General features: G+C 64.7%; 23 protein-coding genes. 9 read left to right on the top strand and 14 right to left on the bottom strand.

What is annotated here, in order from left to right:
- Positions 1–18: 18 nt before the first annotated feature.
- Positions 19–786: a GntR family transcriptional regulator gene (locus GPL20_RS09395; protein WP_157329291.1), complete on the bottom strand. Its 768-nt coding sequence runs from the start codon at positions 784–786 to the stop codon at positions 19–21.
- A 171-nt stretch (positions 787–957) separates the two neighbouring features.
- Between GPL20_RS09395 and GPL20_RS09390 the strand changes: the two genes are divergently transcribed.
- From GPL20_RS09390 to GPL20_RS09380, 3 genes are read left to right on the top strand one after another with little or no spacing between them, the layout of a single operon-like run.
- The gene (locus GPL20_RS09390) at positions 958–2,157 is read left to right on the top strand and encodes a mandelate racemase/muconate lactonizing enzyme family protein (protein ID WP_254126314.1); all 1,200 of its coding nucleotides are present in this window, start codon (positions 958–960) and stop codon (positions 2,155–2,157) included.
- A 12-nt stretch (positions 2,158–2,169) separates the two neighbouring features.
- Positions 2,170–2,937 carry an SDR family oxidoreductase gene (locus GPL20_RS09385; protein WP_157329290.1) on the top strand — a complete coding sequence of 256 codons (768 nt, stop codon included), beginning with the start codon at positions 2,170–2,172 and terminating at the stop codon, positions 2,935–2,937.
- A gap of 27 nt (positions 2,938–2,964) precedes the next feature.
- Positions 2,965–3,996, top strand: a complete 1,032-nt coding sequence (locus GPL20_RS09380) for an L-idonate 5-dehydrogenase (RefSeq protein ID WP_157329289.1) — start codon at positions 2,965–2,967, stop codon at positions 3,994–3,996.
- A 179-nt stretch (positions 3,997–4,175) separates the two neighbouring features.
- On the opposite strand, the gene GPL20_RS09375 is transcribed toward GPL20_RS09380, so the two are convergent.
- Entirely contained in the window at positions 4,176–5,042 is an 867-nt protein-coding gene (locus GPL20_RS09375) for a DUF3280 domain-containing protein (protein ID WP_157329288.1), read from the bottom strand.
- A gap of 186 nt (positions 5,043–5,228) precedes the next feature.
- Between GPL20_RS09375 and GPL20_RS09370 the strand changes: the two genes are divergently transcribed.
- Both GPL20_RS09370 and GPL20_RS09365 read left to right on the top strand, forming a co-directional pair.
- Entirely contained in the window at positions 5,229–6,614 is a 1,386-nt protein-coding gene (locus GPL20_RS09370) for a sensor histidine kinase (RefSeq protein ID WP_157329287.1), read from the top strand.
- Positions 6,611–7,294: a response regulator gene (locus GPL20_RS09365; RefSeq protein ID WP_157329286.1), complete on the top strand. Its 684-nt coding sequence runs from the start codon at positions 6,611–6,613 to the stop codon at positions 7,292–7,294. Before GPL20_RS09370 ends, GPL20_RS09365 begins: the two co-directional genes overlap by 4 nt.
- On the opposite strand, the gene GPL20_RS09360 is transcribed toward GPL20_RS09365, so the two are convergent.
- The 3 genes from GPL20_RS09360 to GPL20_RS09350 form a co-directional block, all read right to left on the bottom strand.
- The gene (locus GPL20_RS09360) at positions 7,275–8,117 is read right to left on the bottom strand and encodes a hypothetical protein (RefSeq protein ID WP_157329285.1); all 843 of its coding nucleotides are present in this window, start codon (positions 8,115–8,117) and stop codon (positions 7,275–7,277) included. The two genes, GPL20_RS09365 and GPL20_RS09360, sit on opposite strands and share 20 nt — an antisense overlap.
- 204 nt (positions 8,118–8,321) lie before the next feature.
- Positions 8,322–8,813, bottom strand: coding sequence for an SRPBCC family protein (locus GPL20_RS09355; protein WP_157329284.1), 492 nt, complete (start codon positions 8,811–8,813; stop codon positions 8,322–8,324).
- A complete protein-coding gene (locus GPL20_RS09350; protein ID WP_157329390.1) occupies positions 8,813–9,196 on the bottom strand; it encodes an ArsR/SmtB family transcription factor in 384 nt (127 codons plus the stop codon). The genes GPL20_RS09355 and GPL20_RS09350 overlap by 1 nt, the downstream gene beginning before the upstream one ends.
- Positions 9,197–9,478: 282 nt before the next feature.
- Here GPL20_RS09350 and GPL20_RS09345 point away from each other — a divergent pair, with 282 nt between their 5' ends.
- Complete coding sequence (locus tag GPL20_RS09345; protein ID WP_167532955.1) at positions 9,479–10,540, top strand: serine hydrolase; 1,062 nt, start codon at positions 9,479–9,481, stop codon at positions 10,538–10,540.
- Positions 10,541–10,666: 126 nt separating this feature from the next.
- On the opposite strand, the gene GPL20_RS09340 is transcribed toward GPL20_RS09345, so the two are convergent.
- Positions 10,667–11,371, bottom strand: a complete 705-nt coding sequence (locus tag GPL20_RS09340) for an SDR family oxidoreductase (RefSeq protein WP_157329282.1) — start codon at positions 11,369–11,371, stop codon at positions 10,667–10,669.
- A gap of 107 nt (positions 11,372–11,478) precedes the next feature.
- On the opposite strand from GPL20_RS09340, the gene GPL20_RS09335 reads away from it, so the two are divergent.
- Complete coding sequence (locus GPL20_RS09335; RefSeq protein ID WP_157329281.1) at positions 11,479–12,321, top strand: GNAT family N-acetyltransferase; 843 nt, start codon at positions 11,479–11,481, stop codon at positions 12,319–12,321.
- On the opposite strand, the gene GPL20_RS09330 is transcribed toward GPL20_RS09335, so the two are convergent.
- Positions 12,274–13,206, bottom strand: coding sequence for a helix-turn-helix domain-containing protein (locus GPL20_RS09330; protein WP_157329280.1), 933 nt, complete (start codon positions 13,204–13,206; stop codon positions 12,274–12,276). The two genes, GPL20_RS09335 and GPL20_RS09330, sit on opposite strands and share 48 nt — an antisense overlap.
- Positions 13,207–13,603: 397 nt before the next feature.
- Between GPL20_RS09330 and GPL20_RS09325 the strand changes: the two genes are divergently transcribed.
- Positions 13,604–13,930: a hypothetical protein gene (locus GPL20_RS09325; RefSeq protein ID WP_157329279.1), complete on the top strand. Its 327-nt coding sequence runs from the start codon at positions 13,604–13,606 to the stop codon at positions 13,928–13,930.
- Positions 13,931–13,989: 59 nt separating this feature from the next.
- Here GPL20_RS09325 and GPL20_RS09320 read toward each other — a convergent pair whose 3' ends face one another.
- Complete coding sequence (locus GPL20_RS09320; protein WP_157329278.1) at positions 13,990–14,448, bottom strand: hypothetical protein; 459 nt, start codon at positions 14,446–14,448, stop codon at positions 13,990–13,992.
- Positions 14,449–14,730: 282 nt separating this feature from the next.
- On the opposite strand from GPL20_RS09320, the gene GPL20_RS09315 reads away from it, so the two are divergent.
- Positions 14,731–15,015 carry a hypothetical protein gene (locus tag GPL20_RS09315; RefSeq protein ID WP_157329277.1) on the top strand — a complete coding sequence of 95 codons (285 nt, stop codon included), beginning with the start codon at positions 14,731–14,733 and terminating at the stop codon, positions 15,013–15,015.
- Positions 15,016–15,066: 51 nt separating this feature from the next.
- On the opposite strand, the gene GPL20_RS09310 is transcribed toward GPL20_RS09315, so the two are convergent.
- The 6 genes from GPL20_RS09310 to GPL20_RS09285 all read right to left on the bottom strand — a co-directional run bounded on the left by GPL20_RS09310 (position 15,067) and on the right by GPL20_RS09285 (position 18,037).
- Positions 15,067–15,354 carry a hypothetical protein gene (locus GPL20_RS09310; RefSeq protein WP_157329276.1) on the bottom strand — a complete coding sequence of 96 codons (288 nt, stop codon included), beginning with the start codon at positions 15,352–15,354 and terminating at the stop codon, positions 15,067–15,069.
- 12 nt (positions 15,355–15,366) lie between these two features.
- The gene (locus GPL20_RS09305; protein ID WP_283812234.1) at positions 15,367–15,807 is read right to left on the bottom strand and encodes a curlin; all 441 of its coding nucleotides are present in this window, start codon (positions 15,805–15,807) and stop codon (positions 15,367–15,369) included.
- 58 nt (positions 15,808–15,865) lie between these two features.
- Entirely contained in the window at positions 15,866–16,276 is a 411-nt protein-coding gene (locus GPL20_RS09300) for a curlin (RefSeq protein WP_157329274.1), read from the bottom strand.
- A 26-nt stretch (positions 16,277–16,302) separates the two neighbouring features.
- The gene (locus tag GPL20_RS09295; protein WP_157329273.1) at positions 16,303–16,695 is read right to left on the bottom strand and encodes a curlin; all 393 of its coding nucleotides are present in this window, start codon (positions 16,693–16,695) and stop codon (positions 16,303–16,305) included.
- Between the two features lie 115 nt (positions 16,696–16,810).
- On the bottom strand, positions 16,811–17,212 hold the full coding sequence (locus tag GPL20_RS09290; protein ID WP_157329272.1) for a curlin subunit CsgB: 402 nt from the start codon (positions 17,210–17,212) through the stop codon (positions 16,811–16,813).
- A gap of 165 nt (positions 17,213–17,377) precedes the next feature.
- Positions 17,378–18,037, bottom strand: a complete 660-nt coding sequence (locus GPL20_RS09285; RefSeq protein ID WP_157329271.1) for a response regulator transcription factor — start codon at positions 18,035–18,037, stop codon at positions 17,378–17,380.
- Positions 18,038–18,166 lie beyond the last annotated feature (129 nt).

Raw genomic sequence — 18,166 nt, 5'->3', positions numbered from 1 at the left:
TCCTCTCTTCAAAACTCTCTACGTGCCGAGCAGCGGCTCGATGCTGCAATCGAGCAGACGCGGATCGATGCCCGCCTCCATGCCCGTGAACATGAAGTCCATGTAGTCGATCAGCGCATCGCTCGCCTTCACCGCGTCATCGACGCGGCGGCTGGCGACCGCATTGAGAATGGCGAGGTGGTGATCGATCGTGCCTGACAGGTCGGCCTGCCCCGGCATGAAGCGGTGGTGGATGTATCCGATGCGGCGGTAGAGCGTGTGCAACGGCCGCAACGTGTGCACCAGAAACGGCTCGCCGGCGGCCTCCAGCACCAGCGCGTCGATGCGGCGGTCGAGGCTGTTGAATTCGTCGAGCGTCAGGCTGGCGCGGCGCTCGCGCAGGAGACGCTCGATGTGAAGCGCCTGATTGCGATGCGACAGGCTGGCACGATCGGCCGCGAGGCGGATCACGAAGCGCTCCATGTCGCGGCGGAGGCCGAGCAGCATGCGCTCGCGCGCCAGATCGATCGGCGCGATGTGCAGGCCATGGCGTGGACGAATGATGATGAGCGTATCGGCCGAGAGACGGTTGACCGCGTGATGCACCGGCGTGCGGCCGAAACCGGTGATCTGCTGCAATTCCAACATGGTCACGAACTGGCCGGGTTTGAGCTCGCAATGAACGAGAAGCTCCTCGATCCTCTGGTAGGCAAGCTCGAAGAAGTTGAGACGGTTGCGCCGGGAAGGCCTGCCCTTGCCGCCGTCATCGTTTCTCACCACCTCGAGCGCGCGCTTGCGCCGTGCCATCTTTCCCTCCCGTCGACCCGCGCTCTCGCTGGCGCGCCTTGTCCGTGGCACCCTTAAAACATGTTGTGATATATTACAAGCGGGCGTAAGACTGCGCCCGGCCCGCCGGCAATGGCGGCGCAGAAATGACAAACAAAGCGGGCCTATGCGCCTGACGGGAGGACTGTTGTCGTGAAGATCACGTCGATCGAGACCCTGCGCACCGAGGAATTCTCCAACGTCATCTGGGTGCGCATCTACACCGACACCGGCGTGATCGGGCTCGGCGAGACCTTTTATGGCGCGGGCGCGGTCGAGGCGCAGATCCACGACACCTTCGCCGGCCGCCTGCTCGGTCGCAATCCCCTGCATATCGAGGCGATCCATCGCGACATGCTGAACCTGCCGATGGCGCAGTCGTCGACCGGCGTCGAATACCGCGCAGCCTCCGCGATCGACATTGCGCTGTGGGACCTGTTCGGCAAGGTCTGCAATCAGCCGGTGCACCAGATGCTCGGTGGCCTCTGCCGCGACAAGCAGCGCATCTACAACACCTGCGCCGGCACCCAATATGTCCGCTCGACCAATATCAGCCCGGTCGCCAACTGGAATCTCGGAGCCTCCAAGGGCCCCTACGAGGATCTCGAGGGCTTCATGCACCGAGCCGATGCGCTCGCCGAAAGCCTCTTGGAGAGCGGCATCTCGGCGATGAAGATCTGGCCGTTCGATCCGGCGGCACAGGAGAACAAGGGTCTCTACATCACCGCTGCGCAGATGAAGCAGGCGATCGAGCCGTTCGAGAAGATCCGAAAAGCCGTCGGCGACAAGATGGAGATCATGGTCGAGCTCCACTCGCTGTGGAACCTGCCGACCGCCAAGCAGATCGCGCGCGCGCTCGAGCCGTACAAGCCGACCTGGTACGAAGACCCGATCCGCATGAATTCGCCGCAGGCGCTCGCCGAATATGCGCGCTCGACCGACGTCTGGGTCTGCGCCAGCGAGACGCTGGGCTCGCGCTTCCCCTACAAGGACATGCTCGACCGTGATGCCATGCACGTGGTGATGGCCGACCTGTGCTGGACCGGCGGCCTCACCGAAGGCCGCAAGATCGCGGCGATGGCCGAGACCTACCACCGGCCCTTTGCGCCGCACGACTGCATCGGCCCGATCGGCTTCATCGCGGCCATCCACATGTCGTTCAGCCAGCCCAACACGCTGATCCAGGAATCCGTGCGCGCCTTTTACAAGGGCTGGTACAATGAGCTCGTCACCACGATGCCGGTGATCAAGGACGGTTTTGTCTATCCGATGGAAGGCCCCGGACTGGGCGTCGACCTCCTCCCCGCCGTGTTCGACCGTTCCGATCTCACCGTTCGCCGCTCCAACGTCTGAGGATTTCTTGAGATGAGCACTTCCCTGTTCGATCTTTCCGGCCGCACCGCGCTCGTGACCGGCTCCTCCCGCGGCCTCGGCCGCGCCATCGCCGAGGGCATGGCCAAGGCCGGCGCCAAGCTGATCATCAATGGCGTCGATCCCAAGCGCGTCGAGCAGGCCGTGGCTGAATTTCGCAGCTCCGGTCATCAGGCCGAGGGCGCCGCCTTCAATGTCACCGACGAGCCCGCGATCGTCGCGGCGTTCAACGACTTCGACAAGAAGGGCATTGCGGTCGACATCGTCGTCAACAATGCCGGCATCCAGCACCGCAAGCCGCTGGTGGAGTTCACCACCGACGAGTGGCGCAAGGTGATCGAGACCAACCTCACCAGCGCCTTCGTGATCGGTCGCGAGGCGGCCAAGCGGATGATCCCGCGCAAGCACGGCAAGATCATCAATATCGGCTCGCTCGGCAGCGAGCTCGCCCGCCCCACAATCGCGCCCTACACCGCCGCCAAGGGCGGCATCAAGAACCTGACCCGCTCGATGGCGGTGGAATGGGCCCAGCACGGAATCCAAGCCAACGCGATCGGCCCCGGTTATATGCTGACCGACATGAACGAGGCACTGGTCAACAATCCCGACTTCAACAACTGGCTGATGGGGCGAATTCCCTCGAAGCGCTGGGGCAAGCCGGACGAACTGGTCGGCGCCGCCATCTTCCTGGCCTCGGACGCATCGACCTACGTCAACGGCCAGATCATCTATGTCGATGGCGGCATGATCGCCGCGATGTAACCGCGAAGAGCAACGAGAGAGCAAGCCATGCGCGCCGTCGTCATTCACGCCCCGAAGGATCTGCGGATCGACGCCTATCCCGACCCGGCGCCCGGTCCGGGTGAAGTCCGCGTCAAGATCGCCAATGGCGGAATCTGCGGCTCCGACCTGCACTACTACCATCACGGCGGTTTTGGCGTCGTGCGCATCCAGCAGCCGATGGCGCTGGGCCATGAGATCGCCGGCGTCGTTGCCGCAGTTGGTGACGGCGTCACCAGCGTCATGCCTGGCACGCGCGTCGCGGTCAATCCGAGCAAGCCGTGCGGTCAGTGCCTGCATTGCCAGGAGGGCATGCGCAACCAGTGCCTCGACATGCGCTTCCTCGGCAGCGCGATGCGCTTTCCACATGTGCAGGGCGGCTTCCGTGAATTCATCACGGTCGATGCCACGCAGGCCGTGCCGATCGCTGACAAGCTCTCACTGGCGGAAGCCGCGGTGGCCGAGCCGCTCGCAGTGTGCCTGCATGCCGGCCGGCAGGCCGGCCCCCTCCTCGGCAAGCGCGTGCTGATCACCGGCTGCGGCCCGATCGGCGCGCTGATGATCTTGGTTTCGCGCTTCGGCGGCGCATCCGAGATCGTGGTGACCGATGTCGCCGATGCGCCGTTGGCAGTCGCCAGGAAGCTCGGCGCCACCCATGCCATCAACGTCGCAACCAATGTCTCGGCGCTCGATCCGTGGCGCGCCGGCAAGGGCGTGTTCGATACGCTGTTCGAAGCCTCCGGCAACCAGACCGCGCTACGCACCGCGCTGGACGTGCTGCGGCCGGGCGCAACGCTCGTGCAGCTCGGCCTCGGCGGCGAGATGACGCTGCCGATCAACTCGATCGTCGCCAAGGAATTGCAGCTCCGCGGCACCTTCCGCTTCGATCCCGAGTTCGAGCTCGCGGTGCGGCTGATGGGCGAAGGCCTGATCGACGTCAAGCCGCTGATCACGGCCACGATGCCGTTCGAGAACGCGGTCGCCGCGTTCGAGCTCGCCAGCGACCGCTCGCAATCGATGAAGGTGCAGTTGACCTTCTAGGCTACGCCTGTGCCTTGGTTCACCTCTCCCGTAGGGAGAGGTCGGATCGCATCGAAAGATGCGATCCGGGTGAGGGGTTACAGCCTCACTGAATACTGCGGCCCCTCACCCGGATTGCTTCGCAATCCGTCCCCGCTGGGGAGAGGTGGAGCCCGGCGGCCGATCGGCGACGGCGGACGCTACTGGCTCTCGATCAGCCGGTCGCTGACGAGCCGCACGGCCCCGCGCTTCCAGGAATAGTCCGCGCCCATGCGCAGGCCGCTGTCGCCGCGCGCCAGCACCGCGCCGGTCCTGGCATCGCGCACCTGGAAACCGAGCGTGTATTCGGTGCGGCTGACCCGGCGCACCACGCCGATCAGCGACTGGTCCGCGCCGAGCTTCTGAGCGATGGAGGCCTCGCAGCCGCCGCAGTCGCGCAAGGTGCCCGCTTTCGCCGCGTCTGCGCCGACATCGACGATCCGGTAACGGCCGGATTGGCCGAGCATGTCGCGCACACCGCTGGTGACCTCGGCCAGGTACGACGCGTCGGAGGCGGCCAATGCGGAAGCGGAAGCGGCCGTCATGTCCTCAAGCTCGAAGTCGAACACCGCAAGCGCGACCGGCGCTGGTGTGCCGAGCGCGGCCATGACCTCGCGTGACACGAAGATCTCGGCACGCTCCCATGATTCGTCATTGTCGCCACGGAAGCTGTAGAGCTTGTCCATCACGAGCTTCTTGGCGCCGACGTCGATCACGGCGACCTTGGCCCATTGCACCAGCGTACTGGTCTTCTGGATGCCGCCGATGATCTTGAACGCCGCGCCGTCCTGGGCCGACGGCACCAGCCGGTAGCGCCGGTCCGCGCCGATATCGCGTCTGAGCGCGGCCATGAACGCCGATAGCCGCCGCTCATGGGCGGCGGTCTGGTTGGCCGGTTCGGCTGATGTATCGGTATAGCTGAAATCGTCCATGGCAACGCCGACGGCTGTCTCGGCACCGGCCGGCGAATTAGCTGCCGGGAGAACGAAGAGGAGGAAAGCGGAGAGGATCAACCGGGGGGAGCGCATGCAGGCCTCGTGTGGTGGAGCGGCGGCGCAATCTGGACGGCCGCCTCAGGCAATGCAGCAGCACCGGTCCCGGCGAAAGCCGGGAAAATCTCACGACGTTGCACTGCGGTAAGAGTGGCGCTTTCCGCCGCTTGCGTTCTGCCGTTTAATGCGGGCGCAACAATTCCGTTCGCGCCAGGTGCCCCGATGTGGAACCGCCCGAGATTCGATCTCAAGGTCCGTCTGACGTTGCGTGTGGCCGCGATAACGGCCGCCTGCTTCGCCGCGATCTCCGCCTATTTCCTCATCACGGCTGACCGAGCGGCCCATGCGCGCATCGACGATATCGCCGCCATCGTGGCGAAGACGCTGGAGCTGCAGCAGGGCAAGGTCCAGTGGGTGGCCAGCCCGCGCTCGGACTTCCCAAACCTCGACCCCGTTTCGGCCTATGTGATGACGCCCGGCCTGTGCCTGGCGTTCCGCGGCACGGGCGGCGACGTCCTTCAGCGCTTCTGTAGCGGCGCGCCTATACCGGCGAACCCGCCGCCGCAGGTTTTCGCGGCCTTCTATGGCAGCCTGTTCGACCCCGGCCGCGAGGCGGCACGGCCTGTGATCGTGCGCGGAACGAAGCTTGGCGAGACCGTGGTCTCGGTCGATCCGGCCGTGCAGACGGCCGAAGCCTGGCACGAGGCCGGCCGGCTGATGCTCGCGCTTGCGATCGCCCTGCCGCTGTTGTGCGTCCTGGTCTATGCCGCACTCGCCCGCGCGCTGCGTCCCACCCGCATGATCCGCAGCGGCCTCGAACGCATCGCCGCCAATGACCTCACCGCGCGGCTGCCGCCATTCGACCTCGCCGAACTGTCAGCCATCCGCGACGTCTTCAACCATCTCGCTGAAAGTCTCGACACCGCGCTTGCCGAGCGCAGCGAGCTGACGCGAAAGCTGATCGCGCTCCAGGACGAGGAACGTCGTCATCTGGCGCGCGAGCTGCACGACGAGTTCGGTCAGTCGCTGGCCGCCATCCGCGCGCTCGCCTCCTCCGCCCGACAGACCGCCGCGCAGGATTGCCCGGCCCTGCTCGGCGAATGCGACGGCATCGCGCGGACCGCGACCGGCATGATGGAGACACTGCGCGGCGCCCTGTTCCGCTTGCGCCCGCCTGATGTCGAGGAGCTCGGGCTCGTCGCCAGCCTCGAAGGTCTCGTTGCCGGCTGGAACGGACGCAGCCGCGGCCAGACGCGGTTCTCGATCCGTTTCGACGGCGCGTTCGAGGCCCTGCCGGCTTCGATCAGCGCCAACCTCTACCGCATCGTGCAGGAGGCGCTCACCAACGCCGCCAAGCATGCCGTCGCCACCCGGGTCAATCTGGAACTGACGATGCGCGCTGACGAGATCGCGCTTGCGATCGACGACGATGGACGGTCGAACGATCCCGCCGCGAAATCCGGAATGGGCCTGCTCGGCATGCGCGAGCGCGTCGCGGCCTTGCGCGGCCGGCTGAGCTTCGAGGCCGGACCAAACGGCGGCTCGGCGCTGCGCGTCGTCATCCCGCTCGCGGCCGCCAATCGGCAGCCCCTGGAACACGCGGCATGAGCGCTGACGCGACCATCTTGCTGGTCGACGACCATTCCGTCGTCCGCGAGGGCTATCGCTCGGTGCTCCAGAAGCAGCCGGGATTGCGCGTCATCGCCGAAGCGGCCGACGGCGCGGAAGCCTACCGTCTGTTCAAATCCGAGGCGCCCGATCTCGTCATCATGGATCTGAGCATGCCCGGCATCGGCGGCATCGAGGCCGTCAGGCGGATCAGGCAGTGGGACAAGGCCGCAAGGATCCTCATCTTCACCATGCACCAGAATGCCGGCTTCGCCGTGCAGGCGATCCGCGCCGGCGCGAGGGGCTACGTGACCAAGACGAATCCGCCGGAGACGCTGGTGCGCGCGGTGATGGACGTGCTCGCCGGCAAGATCGCCATCAGCCCCGATATCGACCACGAGCTCGCGCTGAGCCGGCTCGGCGGCGAAAGCTCGGCCGCCGACGTGCTCACGGCACGCGAATTCGAAGTGATGCGGCTCCTGCTCGCCGAGAACACGACGGAGGAGATCGCCGAAACGCTGCATGTCAGCCCGAAGACGGTGGCGAACCTGCATTCCCTGATCAAGGACAAGCTCGGCGTCGGCTCCGACATCGAGCTGGTCCGACTGGCGCTGCGCCAGGGATTGTTGACGGAGGTCGATCTCGGCGAGACCCGATCGCTCAGGCCAGATAGCGCATGAGGTAGCCTTCCATCGCGTAGAGCGCGCAAAGCGCAAGGCTCGACCACACCGCGGCGCTGAAATAAAGGAACATCCAGGTCAACTCGCCCTTCCAGTGCGCGATGTCATGGGTCACGACCCACCGCGTCGAGACGTCATGCAGGCCTTCGAGAAAGCCGAGGAATCTGTTGCCCTCTTCATGCCCTGCCCGCCAGCGGCTGAGATACATCGGCACGTCGACGGTGACGAGGAAGGCGAGGAAGCAGGCGATGCCGACGATACCGGCGATCAGCGCCCAGCGCACCGGCCCCTGGAATTCCGGCATCAGGCGGCACAGCGCAAGGCCGGCGAGGAAGAAGGTCACCGCCCAGAGCGAGTTCTCGATCGCGTTGTAGAGGAAGTTGGTGGTCACCACCGCGTACCAGGAGAAGCACTCCGCGATGATGATGATGGGCACGATCAGGAGCGCGATGTTCACCGCGGTCCCCGCCCCCGTCATGTGACCAAGCTGATGCAGGATGATGGCCCATTGCGCCGCGAAGCAGACTTCGGCCACGGTTGCGACGGTGCGGCCGACGAAGACGCTCGACAGCCAGGTATCGAACAGACAGATGCGCTGCACATCGGCGCGCGGCAGCACCGAGCGGAAGGCGCAGCCGAACACATAGGCTGCGCAAAGCAGGAACATCAGGCCGATGTCGGAGCCACCGCCGACGCTGCCCGCAACGGTCGGGTAGAATTCGCGGTACAGCATGAACCAGACGAGGATGTTGGCGGCACTGACCAGCGTCAGAGACCCCCACCACCACGCGAGGGGATTTGACCGCGCCTGCCACTGCAACATGAATCGCTCCGCTGTAATCGACGTGACATCGAACGGTAGCAATTCTGTCATATTTCGGCAGCACGACGCGACAAAAATCTACGTTATGGCGCTGTCATAATTGGCCTTCGCGCTGTCATATTCGCGAAGGCGACTGCTCTCCCCATTGCTTCCCGCGCCTATTCCGGGGCGCCGCTTCGGGGCGCCCGGAATAATGTGAGAAATCTATTTCTTCATCCCGCCAACATACGCCGCGAGCTTGTCCAGCGTCTGGTAGCCGTACTCGACGGCACCGAAGCCGATCATGCCGTCGCGCTGTTCGGCGCTCGAGGCCAGTTGCCGCATCATCAGCACGGTTTTGCCGTTGCTCTGCTCGGCAAAGGTGACGGTGAAGCGGAACATGCCGGGATCGTCGTCCTGGTCGACGCCGTGATCCATCTCCATCAGCGACGGCCGTTCGATGCGCCGGAAGCGCATCCGGTTCGGATAGACCGTACCGTCGGGACCGATCATGTTGAAGCGCCAGACCCCGCCGACGCGGACGTCGATCTCGAAGGTCTCGACCTTGAACCCCTTCGGCCCGAACCATTGCGGCAGATGTTTCGGGTCGGACCATGCCTCGAACACGAGATCGCGCGGCGCGTCGATCACGCGCGACATCACGATCTCGCGGTCCAGCGACCATTGCGACAAAGCAGGATTGACAGAACTCGTCATCACTCAGCACCTTTCTTTCTTGTTGTGCGCGACGGCCGCTTCGCCGCCGCCCTCTCTTTCTTCAGCTTCATCACGTAGGCCTCGAACCGGTCGAGGCGCGCCTCCCAGATCGCGCGCTGCTGCTGGAACCAATCTTCCGCTCCCACAAGCGCGTCGGGGCTGAGGCGGCAGGTCCGCACGCGGCCGGATTTTTCCGAGAGCACAAGCCCGCTCGTCTCCAGCACATGGATGTGCTTCATGAAGCTCGGCAGCGCCATGTCGAAGGGATCGGCGAGTTCGCCGACCGATGCCTCGCCGGCGCAGAGCCGCATCACGATCGCCCGTCGCGTGGGGTCGGCAAGGGCCGCGAATACCTGGTCCAGCCGGGACAATTGGTTAGCCATGAAGCTAACTATAGGATCGCCGCAGCCCGGCGTCAACAATTGTTAGCTCATCAGCTAAGTGACTTTGTCGCAGGCCGCCCGAGGCGGAACCCACAACGCGCAATCGTGAATTGGGATGCGCGCGCCGTCACGTTAAGAAGGCCGCCGGGGGCGCTCGCATCATGCGTCAGAGCCGTGTCGTCTGTTGTCACCTTATCGCACCTTACCCGGCGGGCGCTCTTCCGGGCTGTGCTCGTTCCCCTCGCACTGGCCTTGCCGCGCCGCGCCTCCGCGGATTCCGACATGATCGCGCAGATGCGCGACATCGTCGCGAACGAGCTGGCGCCGACCGCGACCCCGGACCATGCGGGCGGCCTCGCCGCCGCCCTGTATGCCGGCCGCCATGTCGAGTTCTTCAACTACGGATTCGCCGATGATGCCACCCAACGGCCGGTGACGCCGGACACCTTGTTCAACCTCGCTTCCTTGCGCAAACCGTTCGAGGCGACTCTGGTCGCGCTCGGCACGCTGCGCGGCGAACTTCGGCTCGACGATCGCCTGCCGAAATACCTTCCCGAGCTCAACGGCGACTACATTCGCCGCGTCACCGTCGGCGAGCTCGTCACGCACACGTCGGGGCTCCTACTGCCGACCGACCATCCGCCCTGGCCGAACGAGCAGTTTTCGCGCGCGCAGTTCATCCAGATGCTCAACGCCTGGAAACCGCAGGCTGGCGAGACGCCCGGCAAGCAACGCATCTACAGCCACGCCGGCTACGTGCTGCTCCAGCTCGTGCTCGAAAATTGCTACCACACGCCGATCGCAACGCTGTTCGAACAGCGCATCCTCAAGCCACTCGGCATGACCGCGACCTCGGTGCCCGAACGCGGCGAGGATAACCGCGCCGTCATGGACGAGGCCTGGATGCGGCGCGTGGTCCAGGGCCATTCCGATCAGGGCACGGCGATCGGCCCAATCGGCAACCAGCAGAGCTATTTCGATTTCCCCGGCACCGGCCAGATGTTCTCCTCGGCGCGGGATCTCGCGACCTTCGTTGCCGCCTGCATCGACGGCCGCTCGGTCAATCCGCATTTGCGCGAGGCGTTGCGGATGACGCAGCGCGAGGCCTTCCATGTCGACGACAAATTCGGACAAGGCATGGCCTGGGAGACCGTGCATCTTCCCGGCGTCACCATCGTCGACAAGCCGGGCGGCCTCAACAACGCCTCCGGCTATATCGGCCTGGTCCCCACGCGGCGGCTCGGCATCGTCCTGCTGGCCAATCGCGGCGAATATCCGCACGAGATCGCGCGCTACAGGATCCTGCCCGCGCTGGCGCGTCTGGTGGCAGCGCACGTGGGCTGAGCTCGCAACAGAAAGTTAGAGCATGATCCGGAAAAGTGTGAAGCGGTTTCCCGAAAAGATCATGCTCAAACAACAACCTAAAGCGCGATGACGATTCATCCCAATCTCATCGCGCTTTAGGCGCCTCTAGACCGAGCGCGTCAGTCCGCCGTCGACGCGGATGTTCTGGCCGGTGATGTAGGCGGCGCCGTCCGACGCCAGGAACGAGATCGTCGCCGCGATCTCCTCGACCTTGCCGTAGCGCTTCATCGGCACGCTGTCGCGGCGCGCATCCAGCTGCGGCAGGCTGTCGATCCAGCCCGGCAGCACGTTGTTCATGCGGATGTTGTCGGCCGCATGGGTGTCGGTGAAGATCTTCGTGAAGGCGGCAAGGCCGGCCCGGAACACGGCAGACGTCGGGAACATCGCGCTCGGCTCGAACGCCCAGGCGGTCGAGATGTTGATGATGGCGCCATTCTTCTGCGCCTGCATCAGTGGCGTCACCAGCCGTGTCGGACGGATCACGTTGAGCAGATAGGTATCGAGGCCGGCATGCCACTGCTCGTCGGTGATCTCCGTGATCGGCGCGCGCGGCCCATGGCCCGCGCTGTTGACGAGCACGTCGATGCGTCCCCATTTGGCCAGCGCGCCGTCGACGAGGCGCTTCAGGTCGTCATTGGACTTGTTCGACCCGGTGACACCGAACCCGCCGAGCTCGGTCGCCAGCGCCTCACCCTTGCCGGAGGACGACAGGATCGCGACGCGAAACCCGTCCGCGGCAAGCCGCCGCGCAGCCCCCGCTCCCATGCCGCTGCCGCCCGCAGTGACGAGCGCGACTTTCTCTGCTGTCATGACCGATCCGTTCCTTGTGATAGGGTTGGGACGAGCACGAAGCCCGGCCTATGATCGGGCCTTCTACAGCCAGACCTGCCGACAGGTCCATCGTTGAAGACGTTCCCATGAGCAACTGGCAGATCCGCAACCTGCGCCCGGAAGAGCTTTCCATCGCCATCGGTTGGGCCGCAGCCGAGGGCTGGAATCCGGGCCTTGCCGATGCCGCCTGCTTCGCGATCCCCGACGCGAAGGGCTTCTTCGTCGGCGAGATCGACGGCGAGCCGGTGGCGACCGTCTCCTGCGTCAATTACGATGAACGCTTCGCCTTCCTCGGCTTCTACATCGTGCGCGCCGGCTTTCGCGGCGCGGGCCACGGCCTGCGCATCTGGAACGCGGCGATCGCACATGCAGGGTCCCGCGTCATCGGGCTCGACGGCGTGGTGGCGCAGCAGGACAATTACAGGAAATCCGGCTTTGCGCTGGCTTACGCCAATGTCCGCTACGGCGGCAACATCGCCGCACCACCTTCGCCGCCGGTCGATGTCGTTGCCCTGGACAAGGTCCCGCTGGCGGTGATCGAGGCCGACGATGCCACCGTCTTTCCTGCTCGGCGCAGCGCGTTCCTGCGCGCCTGGATCGCAGCGCCCGGGCACCTCGGTCGTGCGCTGCTGCGCGACGGCAGGCTCGCGGGCTGGGGCGTGATCCGTCCGTGCCGGACAGGCCACAAGATCGGTCCGCTGATCGCCGACGATCGCGCCGCGGCGGAGGCGATCGTCCAGGCCCTCGTGGCAAACGCAGGCGGCGGCGAAATCTTCCTCGACGTTCCCGCCGTCAATCGCGATGCGATCCGGCTGGCGGAAGCTGTTGGATTGGCGCCGACATTCGAGACGGCACGCATGTACACGGGTGCAATCGTCCCGCTACGCCTCGATCGCATCTACGGCGTGACCAGCTTCGAGCTGGGTTAGCGCGTCAGCGGCGCGCATCGTCGCGACATAGACCACGTCGTGATAATACATGCCGCCGGCAATGGCGCGGTCGTGGGACGTCCAGAGCTCGGGCAGGATTTCCACCTTGTGTCCGCCCCCTGCGTGCAGCTTCACGAGACCCCTCTCCTCGGCGGCAACCAGAAGCTTGCGCACCTGGGTATGCGACACGCCGAAACGATGGCCGATGTCGGCGTAGCGCAGGGAAGCCTGCTGTTCGCCGTCGCACATCGCGGCCTGCAGGAGCGCGGCGAGAATCGGATAGCCGGCGGCATGGTTCAAGAACAGCAGCACATGCGGTTCGGATAGCATCAGCCGCCCGCCCAGCGATGCAAAATTCAGCGACGTGCGCCGATGGAGAGTCTGGAAGCTGGCGCTGGGCCGCAACGCGCACGCATAGTCGTGCTCGGGATAAAGCATGCTCAGCGGAGCGTAGTGGGCAGCGAGCCATGCCCGATCGTGCGCCCGGGCCTCCTCCGTCAGCGATAGGATCCGCACCCGGCGGTCACACAACGAGGGTTCGGAGGTAATATAGCCCACCTCGTGAAGCCGCGCGAGCAAGTGATCGACGTGCCGGCCGCTCGCTATGCCAAGCGTGGCGAGCCACTTCTTCAATAGCGCGGCCGTCAGCCAGGTTTCGCGGCGCGCAGGATCCTGCGCGGCCTCAAGGACCAGCGCCAGATGATAGAGCGAGAACCGGCCCGACTCGACCAACAGCCTCACCAGGAATGGTTCGCCGTCATAGATCTTCAGGATGCAGTCAAGATAGTACCGCCGCGCCTCGGGCAGGCGTGGATGGCCCACGATGTCGGCATGCACCAGTCGCGGCGGCTCGCCGAGGAGCCGTGCGACGTCAGCATCTTCCATCCCGTCCCCCTTCGAGGAACGTACTTTCGATATACGTTGGGAATGGCAAAGGCCAGAGCGCTTTCCCTCGCGGCCTGCTCGCTTGCCGTGTAACGGCGTCGCGCGCTCCCGCAAGAGTCGTCGCGTCCTCGATCGACGCAAACTGTTTCGCACGCCCGGATCGATTGTCTCCTAGGATCGGCGTCGTTGCTGGTTTGAAATCGAGATGTTTTGGAATTTTCGCATTGTGTGTCCTGCTTCATACAAACGGCGGCCCTGAGGAGCCAGGCTACCGGCGCGGCTATGCCATCGCGGGCGTTGCCATCGCGATGATCCTCATCGTCGAAATCATCGCCACTGCCTTGTTGTCGTGAACTGTTCGTCCAGTGATTTTTCAATTGTTCGAGAGAGCACTTTCATGAGCGAACCGAGATTGAAGGCCAGGTTCAGGGCCGCCAATTCACGCGCATCCGAAGATCTGCCACGGCCGACGCTGGCCTCTGCGCTGCTCCTTGCCGTGATCGTTGCCTACGGCGTGCACGCGCTGCTCATTTCCGGACCGGCCATGCGAGAGGCCGCTCAAGAGCAGCTCGAGCGAACCATCGCCGCGGAGGATCGCGATATCTGCGGGCAGTTCGGGATACGGCCGGGGACCAGCCAGTTCAATGTCTGCAGCCGCGAGTTGGCGAATGTCCGGCAGAAGCAGACCGACCGCGTCAATGCGGCCGCACAGGGCGTCTTCTAGCAACGCCCGGCTGACCGCCGTGCGAGGCACGGCGGCCTCCGCACGGCACAGCACCTGTGTCAGTAGCAGCGCATGATGTTGACGGTGTGCTCGCCGCCGCCGCGACCGGGTACGGTCACCTGCTCCGTTGGGCAGCTCGGCACATAGGGCCGGTCGGACGGCACGACATTCGGCGGGAAGCGATGCGTCCAGTCCCAGGGAACGTCATAGGTGTAGGTGTAGCGCACGTCGTTGGAGAGCGGCTGCCCGGCATCGACGAAAGGCTGATTGTAGCCTGCGCCGTCATAGAAGAAACCGCCACCGCCCGGCCAATAGACCCAGGGATTGCTGCGGCGGTGGAACCGGGCTCCCGGCGCGATCGGCGGATGCGCCACTACGCCTGAATGCGCGCCCACCCGCCCATGCGGCGCAGCACCTCCCGGTCTGGCAAGACTGTCACTGACGGCAAGGAGCAGCGCGGCGGCGCTGAGCGAGGCGAGCAACGCCCCAAATGATCTGCCATGTGATCTGGACATCATGATACGCACCAACTCGTTTGGCTTCGCGAAACAACTCCCCACGGTTACGCTAGGCCGGGCCGTCATCCGCCCGCAAACGTATAATTAATTGTTGGTTAAGGCACGGGATTAGCAGGGAGCATGGTGCGGCAAGGCGCCCGAATCCGGGCCCGTCCAGACCATTTCGTTCCATGGAACGCGGTCTCATAACCAGTTGATCGGAGTTGATCGCACCAGCCGACCACGTCCGGAACGCTCCCCCATTGCCGTCGTTGGCCCCGACACAAGCAAGGAGCATCTCGAATGCAGAACAAGTCAAAACTCCTGTGCCTGATCACGGCATCGCTCGTTGCCGGCACCGCAGCCGCTTCGGCGCAAGGTTATGATTGGACCGGACCACGCCCGGGGTGGGACCGCGGACCCGTCTACGCGCCGCTTCAGCCGCGCGTGATGTACTATCCGGATGTCGCCGGGCCCTATGGCACGCTCAACGGCACCAACCATCCGACGCCGAGCTCGACGCAGGGCGACGTCGGTCCTGACGGCAACAACAACGGCACGCTGACCGGCAGATATCGCAGCTGGTAAGGCCGCTTGACGTGAGGCCCATCGTCTCCCCGGACGGTGGGTCTTCGTACGTCAACGGCCCTGGTTCTTGCGCAGCCAGTCGAGCATCTCCTGGGAATTTCCGGTGCCGGTGCCTTGGGTCACGATGGCGGTGTTCCCGCCACTGCGGCGGTAGACCGTCGTCCGGCCCGGCTCCTTCTCGATCTTGACCTCGGCCTGCGCCGGATCGCCACTCTGCGTGATGACCGAGGTGCCGTTCTCATCTTGAACCACCGTGGTGTGACCGTCGCCGGCCCCGGCCGGCGCCGCCGCAACCACACTCATGATCCCTATTCCGGATGCGAGCAGGAGCAATCTCATGTCACACCTCCATCATCGGCTGAACTGAAAGATCGCCAGCCAGTTGAAACGCCCGAACTGCCTCACCGATCCCGTGTTCATGTCTCCGATCTGGAGCAGGAGCGCGTTGGTGGAATTGCCTATCTGGGTGATGTCGGCGGTGTTGCTCACGCCGGACTGACCGATCACCGCATTGGTGGTGCCGCCCACCTGGATCACATTAGCATAGTTGCGCGTGCCGTTCTGGATGATGGTCGCGTCGACCGTCCCGGTTCCGCCGATCTGGATCACCCGCGCGATGTTGATGCGGCTGTTCTCCTCAATCGTGACCGGCTGAACATTGTCGCCGAACTGCACGATCGTCTCGATGCTCACGTTCCGGTTCGTCACGCTGCGCTGGACCGATCCGGCACACGCCTGCGTCGCCGTGCCGATCGCGCCAAGCAACACCGCCAGGGCCAGGGCGGTCCTCAAGACCCGTCTGACGCATCGCATCGCGCTTCCCCGTTCGTTGTCGACGCCGACGAGCGTGTTATGGGCCGGTCTGGACGATCGTCGACGCGTTGACCGCGCCGAACTGCGCCACCACGCCGGTATTCATGGTGCCGAGCTGGGAGACGAGGCTGGTCGCCGACTGGCCGGTCTGACCGACGAACGCGAAATTGTTCATCCCGGCCTGCCCGATCGATGCGGAATTCGTTCCGCCGAATTGCAGAACGCCGGTGGCATTGTTGGTGCCGTTCTGGACGACGGTCGCGCTGGTGCTGCCGCCGATCATGAACACGCCGGCCATGTTGGTCTGACTGTTCTGGTTCAGCACGACGGGCGGTCCGCCGACCGACACGATGGTCTTGATGTCGGCCGTCTGGGCACGGGCCGACCCGGCGCCGGCCGAGCACAGAGCGAGCATTGCGGCGAACGCGCTTCCCAAAGGATGTTTCATGGCATGCCTCACCACTTCATAACCGCTCACGGTGTCTGCTGGAGAATCGTCGAGCCGTTCAGGATTCCGAGCTGACCAACTCCGGCGGTGTTGTTGGCGCCGATCTGGCCGATCAGGCTCGAATTGGAGCCGCCGATCTGGCCGGCCAGCGCGGTGTTGGACGCGGTCGCGGTCGTTCCGCCCTGCCCGATCACCGAGGTGTTGACGGTCAGGAGCGAGCCCGTCTGCAAGGTGGTCGCCTGATTGGTCGCGCCGAACTGCATCGTGGTGGCGCTGTTGCTGGTGGAGCCGCTCTGCGAGATGAAGGAGCTGTTGGTCGTGCCGAATTGCAGCACGCTGGCCGAGTTGCCGGCCTGGGCTTCGACGACGTTCAGCGCGCCGAGCGCCACGACCGTCGCAACGAGGTAGGTGATCCGCATGTCATTTCCTCCGCGAGAACGGGCGGGGCCATCATGGTTGATCGGCCGGCCCGCGGTGCTTTCGAGAATGGCCCGGACGCACCGCGCTGATGCGTCCGGCCAAACAGTCTGTGGTTCAGTGCGCCGTCTGCGTGACGGTGCTGCCGTTGACGCCGAACACGCTCAGCTGGCCGACGCCGGCGGAGTTGTTCTGGAGCGCAGCGGGCCCGAACGAGTCCTGGGTGATCGCGCTGGTGTTGTTGCCGAAGGCCACCTGGCCGGTGGTTGCGGTGTTCTGCACGCCGACCTGGGTCACCGTGCTGCCGTTGTTGAGCGAGGCCGCGCCGGTTCCCTGCATCGTGCTCGCATTGTTCACGAGACCGAGCTGGCTGGTCGACGAGGTCGAGTTGGTGAGACCGTTCTGAGTGACGCTCGAACCGTTCGCGAGGCCGACCTGCACGGTCGTCGACGTGTTGGCGGCCTGGGCCGCGGAAGACAGGGCGAGCACGGCAACGGAAGCAAAAAACAATTTGCGCATGGAGTATCCCTTTCTGACCAAGTTGTCTGACTGGTTTCAGATGCTGGTCTCGGATGTGACCGACATCGTGGGATCACTCTGAACCGATCGCGGATCACGCGACAGACTGCAGTTCATGCTAATCGGTACGGACTAGACGTTGCGCGGCATCTCGCCATACTCAGCCTAGAAGAGCGGCTGCCTCGAACCAGCGCGCGTCGTCTCCGCTTCACGCCCCATGCTGTCGATCAGCCGCACCACCTCGATCGGCGAGCGCAGCTCCAGCTTTCGCATCATCCTGGCGCGATGAACCTTCACCGTCACCTCGCTCACGCCAAGCCTTGCCGCGATCTGCTTGGAGACCAGGCCCTCGTCCATCAGCAGCATGATCTCGCGCTCCCTCGTCGTCAGCGTCTCGACGCGCTGCCGTGCCTCGCGTACGGCGTCCTCGCGCTGCATTCGCCTGCGGTCGCGCTCGATACTGTGCCTGATCGCGTCGAGGATCTCCTGCTCGCGAAAGGGCTTTGGCAGAAACTCGACCGCGCCGCGCTTCATGGCCTCGACCGAGACGCGGACATCGGAATGGCCACTGATGAAGACGATCGGAATGGCAACGCCCGTCTCGGCCAACCGGCGCTGAAGATCGAGACCCGTCGGCGAGGTGCCGGGAAAACGGACGTCGAGCACGAGGCACGAAGGCCCGCCGGAAATACTCTCCGCGAGGAACTCGTCGGTCGACGCAAACAACTTCACCTGGTGTCCTGTCTCCTCGCAGAGACTTCCAATCGCGGTTCTAATCTGGACTTCGTCGTCAACAACATAAACTGTGGCTTGACCTGAACTCATGGCAACGGGCTCCCCAGCTTGGGGCTCGATGAGCAAGCAACGAGCTATCCATCCTTCTTGCAAGCGAGTTTAAGGTGCTTGGAAAAATTCGCGGGATCGAACGATACGCGTCGATTCGCCGGTTCGATG

The organism is Bradyrhizobium cajani (genome assembly GCF_009759665.1).
Lineage (GTDB): Bacteria > Pseudomonadota > Alphaproteobacteria > Rhizobiales > Xanthobacteraceae > Bradyrhizobium > Bradyrhizobium cajani.
The sequence above is the reverse complement of the archived record's forward strand: the minus strand, read 5'-3'. Positions and strand labels throughout refer to the sequence as shown.